Genomic DNA, 1,884 nt, shown 5'->3' on the forward strand with positions numbered 1-1,884 from the left:
TGATTGTAACACAAAAAGCATATAATATTTTCCAATTTACATGTTTCAAATACTAAAATAAGTCTTCTAAACACAACAATAAAAGCATTTAAAACCTCTATAATCGTTGATATAACAGTGATTATATGATATAATCAGTATAACAAATAATACTAATTGGGGTGCTTTTATGTTTTCTAAAAATGAATTTCAACAACTGTCTTTTAATGATTTTGTCTTAAATATGCCCGAATATCTTAAGAAAATACTTGAAGATAGCTGGGCTTATCCTTTTCAGCAGGTAATATTTCCTGCAATTGATGAAGATAGATTTGAAGTACTGTATTCTGATAAACCATCCAGACCTAATTCTCCAGTTAATGTGATCATTGGAGCTTTAATTCTAAAAGAAATATTTGGTCTTTCTGATGCAGAACTTTTAGCCTCTATCTACTTTGATGATAGATTTCAGTATGCTCTTTGTCTGACCAGTGAAGAAAAACCTCCAGTTTCAATTAATACTTTTTCTAATTTCAGAAAAAGAGTCTATGCTTATGAAAAAGAAACTGGTCGTGACTTAATTAAAGAAGAAGTAGAATCTCTTTCTGAACTTATTGCTCAAACTTTAGAGATTGATAACGAAAAAGTTAGAGTTGATTCTTTTATGGTTGCTTCTTCCTGCAAAAACCTATCAAGAATAGAACTTGTATATACTGTTAACGCTAATTTAATCAAAAAGCTCAATCAATTAGATAACGCTGCAATACCTGAAAGCTGTCTCAGCTATTTAGATAAAGGTCATAAAAATGAGACTATCTACAAAACCAGAGATAAAGAAAGTGAATCAAAGCTTGATTTTCTCTTAAAACAATCACAGATACTCTACAGAGCAGCTTTAGAGAGTAAATCTAAAATATCAAAAACAGAAGAATTTGAACTCCTAAAAAGAATGCTTGGTGAACAAACTGATCATGATGATTTTGATGACCTTGATCCAGATGATATTGAAGCCAAAGATGCAAAAAAATTGGATTCAGATATTCTTCAAAACCCCAGTGATCCTGATGCAACTTATCGTTTCAAGTATAGTGCTAATATTGGCTATACTGCCAATGTAGTTGAGGTCTTTGATGGTGATAACAGTATCATTAAAAATTATGATTTTAAAGAAAACATATACAGCGACCAAAAATTCAGTGCTGATACAATAAATAATTTAGCTAAAGAAACTAGCTTAGATAATCCACTAAAAATGATAGTTGATGGAGCATATTTCACCATAGATCTTGCCAAAAAAGCTGTTGCTAAAGGTATTGAATTAATACCTGGACAGTTAACTGGTAGAAAACAGTCTAAATCTAAAATGAGTTATGGAACAACTTTCAACTTAAATGAAGATAATCTTGTTACATCCTGTATTAATGGTGAAGAACCATTCTACAGTAACTATGACTCTGAAAAAGATGTCTGTACTGCCAAGTTTTCTAAAAAAGTCTGTGCAGCCTGCAGTCTTAAAAAAGAATGCAGAATTCAATTTCAGAAAAAAGCTAATACAGCCAGATTTGAAAAAGACAGATACTTGCGAGATATTTACCGAAACAGGATGAAGACTGATGAATTTATTGAACTCACAAACCAACGGGCTGGAGTTGAAGGATTACCTTCTGTCTTTAGAAGGTTCTACAATGTCGACTCAATGCCTGTAAGGGGTAAACTGCGTTCAAAATTATACTTTGGCTTTAAAGTTCTGGCCAGTAATGTTAAAAAGTTATTCAAAAGCCCAGGAATAGTCACTGGATAAGGACTATCTCTGTGATATTCAATTTTTTTGTTGTTGAGAACTAATTTTTAGATTTAAAAGCTTAGTTTAGATTGAATATGCTTAATGTTTTTGTGTTACAATCA

At 31.4% G+C, this 1,884-nt stretch carries 1 protein-coding gene; it reads left to right on the plus strand.

All coding sequences use genetic code 11. The features are described 5' to 3' along the window. Positions 1 to 169 precede the first annotated feature (169 nt). Positions 170 to 1,780 carry a transposase gene (locus DFR78_RS11785; RefSeq protein WP_114459019.1) on the plus strand — a complete coding sequence of 537 codons (1,611 nt, stop codon included), beginning with the start codon at positions 170 to 172 and terminating at the stop codon, positions 1,778 to 1,780. The last annotated feature ends 104 nt before the right edge of the window (positions 1,781 to 1,884 follow it).

Origin of the sequence: Halanaerobium sp. MA284_MarDTE_T2 (assembly GCF_003337245.1) — a bacterium.
Classification (GTDB): domain Bacteria; phylum Bacillota; class Halanaerobiia; order Halanaerobiales; family Halanaerobiaceae; genus QPJE01.

What these genes read in the sequence shown, in the direction of transcription:
- DFR78_RS11785 (WP_114459019.1), top strand. Translation starts at nt 170, where the DNA reads ATGTTTTCTAAAAATGAATTTCAACAACTGTCTTTTAATGATTTTGTC.